Here is a 7,001-nt window from a genome sequence, read left to right as displayed (position 1 = left end):
GTACTCAAAAGGTGAGCATTTGGTACTTGGGAAAAACATTGCTCACGACATGAAATCTGGTGCTGAAGGTGCTCACTTTTTTGGGGCCCTTTTGCTCACATTTTCGTTTGACAAACACAGATTATTTGTCATTCTGGTGGTATACATCATTTTATATATATTCATCTAATAATACGTTTCTACAATCTCCGGGGATATGAAAAATAAAAATACAGAAAAAAAGTTGCTGCTAGCAGGTCAGCACATCCCCCTGGGCTTGCCCGATCCCGCACACACTTTTCATTTAGCTGTGCAACTCGGCCCAAATCCAAATGGTGGTCATCCAAAATATCCCTGGCCATATAAGCAAGTTGTTGTTGCTTTTCTGCACCGCATCGCACAAATAGATTGGAGTCATGAACACAGCACATTAACTCCAACAGGACAATAATTCCTGCGTCATTCATGGAATGCCCTTGAGACAATGCCCGCCGAAGCGCAGGTAATCCACAGTGCAGCAGGCTGGGGTAGCCATTCACCGCCTCACCTCGGATCCCCGCAAACCCAGTAACAGCGTAATAACGCTCGCCACCGGTTTTTGCTGCCTCAATGTCCATTTCATTCAATTCAGCTGTAAATGCCGGAGTAACCATCTGGCTACAAAGGTGTAACAGGTTAGCTTCATTCGTATATATCCCTCTTCCGGCAAGGCAGCCGAGTCCACCACAAAGTAGTCCCAGCGTAAAAATGCTCCCTTTATGAGTATTTACCCCGCCAGTGGCTTCGTACATCTGCTGTTCTGCCTGCAATCCCAACTCCCTCAAGTGCGAAAACAGTTCTGGAGCAGGCAAATGACTATGCACCCTACTTTCCAGATAGGCCAAGCGAAAATATTCCGTCAGCGCCACCGAACTGTCTAGATATGTGAAAAAATCCATATCAGTATGGGCCCCGCTATCTATGCGATCCACTAGGCCCGGCTTTGGGGTAATGCTCACCTCATACAGGAGACTGCGTGTGGCCTGCTGCGCCACAAAAGCAGCAGTTCGTTCCACCGTATCTGTTTTAGGCCGCTTCACGTTCACTGTCATAGGAAATATACCTCCTGTGGAGATTGAAAACAGGGCCGCACCTGCGCATGACGCACGGCACGACCCTGTCTACTTGCTGTGTGAGCAGAAAATTATTCTACAACGGCCAGCACGTCACCGCTCCGGACTCGATCACCCTTCTGTACGCGAAGCTCTACCACTTCGCCGGCCACCGGGCTGGGAATCGGCTGTTCCATTTTCATGGCCTCCATAACCATCAGCACATCCTTGACCTCCACATGGTCGCCCTCATTGACTTTCACATCCACGATCATACCGGGAACACGTGCCTTGATTTCCATAACTGATAACCTCACTTTTTCAAAATTGATTTACCGCCGCTGCCCAGAGATGCCAGGACAGCGCGGGTGGAACACAAAACAGGGGCTGAACCGCCTTTGACCAGGATGGTGCCAGAGCCGGACAGCAGCTCCGCCAGCTTTCCATACCGCTCACTGCCCAGGGCCACCTCTGCGTCTATGCGCAGGCCCCATTTCTCCTCCAGCCGGCGCAGCAAACCGCCCAGAGCCGGGAGATCTGCGTCCTCTTGGGGCAGGAGCAGTACGTCTAGATCGGAACCGGCGTGGCAGTAGGGCAGACCCGTAACCGTCTCCAGGGCGGCGGAGCCGAACAGGCCCGCCGCGGCCCCATACCGGGGTGCCTGACGGAGCAAGTGCGCCATCAGGCGGCTGAAGGGCAAAGAGCCTTCTGCGCACATTTCCGCCGCCTGTACGGCGGAAATGGCCTGCGTTACCCCGTCCAAAGGCACCTGTGAGGCCATGCGCCATCGCCCGCCGTCCCGCCGGATGGGGAGAGATACCCCCACAGGAATCAGTTCCCCGGGGGCGGCCCGCCGCCGGGTGATCACAGGGATGCCGCGGAATCGCTCCCAAACCGCCTCCCAGGCGGCGGGATCGGGGTAGACGGTCTCTCTGCGGAGCCAGAGGGACTCCTCCCCGGCTCTGGAGAGGCGGAGCAGCGTATGGCGGCGCGGAATTTCTGTCAGCATTTCTTCCTCCAGACCGGATCGGTCTTGGCCTGCCGCTGGTACTGCCGCTGGGCCTGTGCCAGCGTGTCCAGCATGCGGGTGGCCTCCGGGCCCTCCAGCTCCAGCAGGGGCGGGCCGCCGGGCGGCCCCACCGCCAGCCTCGTCCGCTCTGCCCCGCAGACATACTCTGGGGATACCCGGACGATGCGGGACTTAATGCGCAGGATGGTGCGGGCTGTGCGGAGCGCCGTCTCCCGGCTGGAGACATTCCCTGCCAGCAGGGTGGTCTCCAGCTCCAGGGAGGAACGAACCTTGGTGTTGGTGCAGATGGCGCCCTCCGGGTTCAGTGGGTGCGCCCCCAGTCGGAAACAGTCTCCCGTGGGGAGTCCGCCCACCAGCAGGTGGTGCCTGTCCGCATCCTCCGGATCCCAGCACAGGGTGATATCTGACCGCAGGGGGGCTCCGTCCAATACCAGCCAGCCAAACTCCTGGCAGCCGTACAGATCGTGAACCCGCGCGCCGGGTAGCCTAGCGGCCTCATTAGCCAGCTCCGGATCCAGCGGGGTGCCGGCGGCGATGAGCACCAGGTTCTCCGGCAGCTCGCGGGACAGGCCCAGCCGGTGTGCGTCCTGCAGAGCTGCCCGCAGGAAGGAGGATTCCCCCACCACAAAGCGGGCACCGCTGCACAGCTCGGCCAGCAGCGCGTCCCTGGAGGGGCGCAGGATGAAGCGGGCCTTCGAGCCATACTCCTCCAGGGCCTGCCGACTGAATACATTGACCAGCGGCGGGTAGGTCACCAGAAGCTCCGCGCCCCGGGGGACGCCGCACCGCTCCAGGGCCCGGACACCGGCCGCCGCGCGGTCAGGAAGCTCCTGCCAGGTGACGCCCACAGGGGTCTGGAATGCGGTGGTGCCTGTGGTAAAGGTCGTATAGGCCAGGTTCAGCGGGGTGTGGAGCTCCTCAATCACATGGGCCGCCGTGGGGCCGGCGATGCCCTTGTCCGCCAGGGTGCGGCGGGGCATCTCGGCCAGGAGCGGGCCCGTGCCGAACTCCAGCAGGGCCCGGCGCAGCTCCGCTCCGGCACCCATGTCAGGCGAGATAGGAGGAGGATACCGCGGCAAACTCCTCCGCCATCCGTCGGAGCACCTCCGGACGGGTTGTCCGCCCGCCCCGCTCCGCGCCCAGAGCGCCCCGGCTCCAGGGGCCGGTCTGCTCATAGTGCCCCTCGCGCTTCAGGGCCTCCACCAGCTCCACATGCCGGGCCAGGGCGTCCCGCATACCCTCCGGGGCGGGGACGATCTCCTCCACGCCGCCCAGGCGGTAGAAGAAATCCACGCCGGCGGCGAACACCGGGCTCTCCTGGGAGAGCTCCTCCAGCCGCTCGATGTCCATTTTGGTGATGCGGGAGATGCTGGTCAGGGGCATCACATGGATCATGGTGCCGCACTCCTTGGGCAAGGCCAGGATGTGATCCGCCTGAAGGCCGTGGCACAGGAACGCGCCGCTGATGGCCCGGCCGATGACCATGGCGATCACCGCATGGCCCGCCTTCCGCGCCTCCGCCAGGGCAAGCTGATAGGCGCCGGTGGCCTTGTTCATGCCGAAGATCTCCTCCACCTTGCCGGGACCGTTGCCCGGGGTGTCCACAATCAGCAGCAGGGGCCGTTTTTCTCCCACAGGCTTGTCCCGGTCAGCCAGAATGGATTCATAGACAGCGGAAGCCATTTTGTAGGCTTCTTCCATACCGATGACACCGAAATAGACCACCGGGAAACGGGGATTGACGGCCTGAGCGTCATTGGCCAGGATAGTGACAGGCCTGCCGTTGAGGCTGGCGGTGCCCACCACGGCGCCGGGGCCGTAGCCCTCCGGCATCTGGGCCGCGCCTACCCAGTTTTCCGCAAAGCTGCCGGGATCCACAATCATGGAAATGGCATCCCGACCGTGACCGATCATTGATTCCATGTCAATGCACCTCCTTGGGGCGGCGGTGTACCACGCTCAGGAACTCCGCCGTCTCCAGCTCGGGCAACTGCTCCGGATGTTCGTTTCCGTAGTAGCGCCACACGTCCTTAGCATCTCCGGGGTTCAACTCCGCAGCCAGAGCCACCAGGTTCATCTGCTCCTTTACCAGCTCATAGGAGCCGATGCGGCGGCAGGAACATATCTCCTCGTAAGGTTTGGACAGCAATTCACACAGGGCCCGCCGGAAATCCGCCACTTTGTCCTCCACCAGGATGTTGCAGTCCTGCATAATGTATTTGTGCTTGCCACCGGTGGTACGAGAGATCAGTGATTTGTCAGAGGCGTCAAATTCCTCCTTGCCCATCTCCTGCTCGATTACCTCCGGGCCGGTCAGCCCCAGACGTCCCTGGGGACTCATGATGATGGCATCTGTGGCGGCAGCCACAAAGCCCATACCGCCGAAGCAGCCCACCTTGCTGCCAATTAGGGAGATCACCGGCAACTTACCCTTGGTGTCCTGGATCAGATCCATTACCTCCGCGTGAGCCAGCAGACCTGCATTGGCTTCGTGCAGGCGGACGCCGCCGGTCTCAAAGGAGATCACCACCACCGGGCGGTACGCGTCCAAATCGTCCGGGTGCTTTTCCGCAGCTGCCTCATATGCTTCCAGAGCCAGGCGAAAAATGCCCACCATTTTGGCTCCGTGGACTTCGCCCACCGCGCCACCGATGAATCGCCCCTCCTGGGAGATCACAAAGACCGGGCGGGTCCCGATGCGTCCCACACCGGTGACCACGCCGTCGTCGAAGCTCACCGCCTCGCCCAGGGCGGGCAAGTGGGGGCTGGTCATGCGGTCCTGGGGGTCAAGAAGCTCTGTAAAGCTCCCCTCGTCCACCAGCCAGTTGGCCCGCTGTCTGGCATTGGCCTCCAAAAAACTCATATTCTGTCCATTTCCACAGCTCATGCCGGCTCGCCTCCTCTCGCCTCCTGCAGGGCCTGCTTCAGGCGGAGGCTGACGATAAACGGAGTGGCGTTGTTGTCGTTGATCTCCAGCTCCAGATCCCCGCAGCCGCTCTCCTGGACAAAACGGGCCAGCACCTTGTCCCACACCTGGTCAAAGCCGCGCACCGGGGTGCAGACCTTGACGGTGACTCTGCCCTGCTGCTCCCTTCGGGTCAGGAGCACCTCCATATCGCCGGAGCCCACCACGCCGCTGTGGAACCACTCCATCGGGATGGCGGCGCCCGGCGTACCCGCATAGGAGAATTCCAAATGCTGTAATGCCATGGTACATCCCCCTCCTTACCAGTTTTTGAATTTGCCGGGGGGCTGATACAGCCCGCCGGACCACTTGACCAGATCACGGACGTTCTTTGCCGCCAGCAGGCTCCGGTTGGCCCTGGCCGGGTCGATGCCCAGATCCTCCGGGGTTTTGACGATCCCGTCGGCCCGCAGGGCCCGGGTCTCCTCGGGATCGGCCTTGAGGCCGACCTTGGTATAGCCGGCCACCGCCCGGATGGCCGCCCGGCGCTCCTCCAGGCTGCGGCACTTGTGCAGATAGGCGATGCCCTCCTCTGTCACGATGTGGGTCAGATCGTCGCCGTAGATCATCACCGGGGGAAGGGCCAGACCGGCCTTCTCCTTCAGCTCCCAGGCGTCCAGCCGCTCCACAAAGCCGGGGGCCATCTTCTCCCGGAAGGTCTCCTGGAGCTGCACCACCAGGCGCTTGCCCCGGGGCATACCGCCCAGAGTGAACGCCGCCATACCGGACTCCGCGCCGCACTTGAGCCACGCCTCACTGGCGTGCCGGCGGCCATGGGGGTCACAGCCCATGTTGGGCGCCCCGCCGAAGCCGGCGATGCGGCTGGCGGTGGCGGTGGAGCTGTTGCCGTCCTCGTCGATCTGCAGGGTGCCGCCGATGAACAGATCCACGGCGTAGTGGCCGGCGATCTGGGCGTAGGTGCGGTTGGAACGGGGGCTGCCGTCCGGGCCCACGAAGAACACGTCGGGCCGGGCCTTCACATACTCCTCCATGCCCAGCTCACCGCCGAAGCAGTGGATATTCTTGACCCAGCCGCTCTCGATGGCGGGGATCAGGGTGGGGTGGGGATTGAGGGCGAAGGAGGTGCAGATTTTCCCCTTCAGCCCCAGCTCCTCGCCGTAGGTGGGCAGCAGCAGCTCAATCGCCGCCGTGTCGAAGCCGATGCCGTGGTTGACGGTCTGGACGCCGTACTCGGCGTAGATGCCCTTGATGGCCATCATGGCCCGCAGGATCTGGGCGTCGGTGATCAGCGCGGGATCCCGGGTAAACAGGGGCTCCAGGTAGAAGGGGCGGGGGGACTGCACCACGAAGTCCACCCAATCCCCGGGGATATCCACCCGGGGGAGGTGGTCCACCACCTCGTTGACCTGGGCAATCACAATGCCCTGCTTGAACTTGGTGGCCTCCACGATGACGGGGGTGTCCTCCGTGTTGGAGCCGGTGTAGAGGTTGCCGTCCTTGTCCGCCTGATAGGCGGCCACCAGGGCCACCCGGGGAACCAGATCGATGAAATACCGGCCGAAGAGCTCCAGATACGTGTGGATATCCCCCAGCTTTACCTTGCCCTCCTGCACGGCCTGGGCCAGCTTTCCGGCCTGGGCGCCGGAGTAGGAGAAGTCGATCTTCTCCGCGATGCCCTTCTCAAAGAGCTTGGTGTGGCTGTCCAGGGCGATGGCGGACTGCACCAGGTGCAGCCCGTGGATCTTCTCAGGATCCACCCGGCACAGCCGCTCGGCCAGAAAATCGGCCTGCTTCTGGTTATTGCCCTCCAGGTTGATTTTGTCGCCGGGACGGATGACGGCCTCCAGCAGCTTTACCACATCCTTGGCGCGCACGAGCTTGCCAGGGCCTGTGATCTCCTCCGCGGCGGCCAGCCGCTGGGCGGTATCCTGCCGCAGGGTGTCCCATTGACGCTGTTGTGTCTCTTGCATTGCAA

8 protein-coding genes are annotated in these 7,001 nt (G+C 62.0%); all 8 read right to left on the bottom strand.

Annotation, left to right across the window (positions count from 1 at the left end):
* Positions 1-179 precede the first annotated feature (179 nt).
* A complete protein-coding gene (locus B5E56_RS04475) occupies positions 180-1,070 on the bottom strand; it encodes a triphosphoribosyl-dephospho-CoA synthase (protein ID WP_087388813.1) in 891 nt (296 codons plus the stop codon).
* 92 nt (positions 1,071-1,162) lie between these two features.
* Complete coding sequence (locus B5E56_RS04470; protein ID WP_087388812.1) at positions 1,163-1,372, bottom strand: biotin/lipoyl-containing protein; 210 nt, start codon at positions 1,370-1,372, stop codon at positions 1,163-1,165.
* Between the two features lie 11 nt (positions 1,373-1,383).
* A complete protein-coding gene (mdcG, locus tag B5E56_RS04465; RefSeq protein ID WP_087388811.1) occupies positions 1,384-2,079 on the bottom strand; it encodes a malonate decarboxylase holo-[acyl-carrier-protein] synthase in 696 nt (231 codons plus the stop codon).
* Positions 2,073-3,179 (bottom strand): acyl carrier protein, encoded by a 1,107-nt coding sequence (locus tag B5E56_RS04460; protein ID WP_242958765.1) that lies wholly within the window; start codon positions 3,177-3,179, stop codon positions 2,073-2,075. Before B5E56_RS04460 ends, mdcG begins: the two co-directional genes overlap by 7 nt.
* On the bottom strand, positions 3,148-4,023 hold the full coding sequence (gene mdcE, locus B5E56_RS04455) for a biotin-independent malonate decarboxylase subunit gamma (RefSeq protein WP_087388809.1): 876 nt from the start codon (positions 4,021-4,023) through the stop codon (positions 3,148-3,150). The genes B5E56_RS04460 and mdcE overlap by 32 nt, the downstream gene beginning before the upstream one ends.
* 1 nt (position 4,024) lies before the next feature.
* Entirely contained in the window at positions 4,025-4,987 is a 963-nt protein-coding gene (locus tag B5E56_RS04450; RefSeq protein WP_087388808.1) for a biotin-independent malonate decarboxylase subunit beta, read from the bottom strand.
* Entirely contained in the window at positions 4,984-5,310 is a 327-nt protein-coding gene (gene mdcC / locus B5E56_RS04445) for a malonate decarboxylase acyl carrier protein (protein WP_087388807.1), read from the bottom strand. Before mdcC ends, B5E56_RS04450 begins: the two co-directional genes overlap by 4 nt.
* A gap of 15 nt (positions 5,311-5,325) precedes the next feature.
* Positions 5,326-6,996 (bottom strand): malonate decarboxylase subunit alpha, encoded by a 1,671-nt coding sequence (gene mdcA / locus B5E56_RS04440; RefSeq protein ID WP_087388806.1) that lies wholly within the window; start codon positions 6,994-6,996, stop codon positions 5,326-5,328.
* Positions 6,997-7,001 lie beyond the last annotated feature (5 nt).

Origin of the sequence: Flavonifractor sp. An112, from assembly GCF_002161085.1 — a bacterium.
Taxonomy (GTDB): Bacteria; Bacillota; Clostridia; order Oscillospirales; family Oscillospiraceae; genus Flavonifractor; species Flavonifractor avicola.
Note: the sequence above shows the minus strand (reverse complement) of the source record. Positions and strands in the feature narration are given on the sequence as shown.

Bases quoted from the DNA above. Each gene is read 5' to 3' on its own strand.
- B5E56_RS04475 (WP_087388813.1), bottom strand. From the start codon at position 1,070: ATGACAGTGAACGTGAAGCGGCCTAAAACAGATACGGTGGAACGAACT.
- B5E56_RS04470 (WP_087388812.1), bottom strand. From the start codon at position 1,372: ATGGAAATCAAGGCACGTGTTCCCGGTATGATCGTGGATGTGAAAGTC.
- mdcG (WP_087388811.1), bottom strand. From the start codon at position 2,079: ATGCTGACAGAAATTCCGCGCCGCCATACGCTGCTCCGCCTCTCCAGA.
- mdcE (WP_087388809.1), bottom strand. From the start codon at position 4,023: ATGGAATCAATGATCGGTCACGGTCGGGATGCCATTTCCATGATTGTG.
- B5E56_RS04450 (WP_087388808.1), bottom strand. From the start codon at position 4,987: ATGAGCTGTGGAAATGGACAGAATATGAGTTTTTTGGAGGCCAATGCC.
- mdcC (WP_087388807.1), bottom strand. From the start codon at position 5,310: ATGGCATTACAGCATTTGGAATTCTCCTATGCGGGTACGCCGGGCGCC.
- mdcA (WP_087388806.1), bottom strand. From the start codon at position 6,996: ATGCAAGAGACACAACAGCGTCAATGGGACACCCTGCGGCAGGATACC.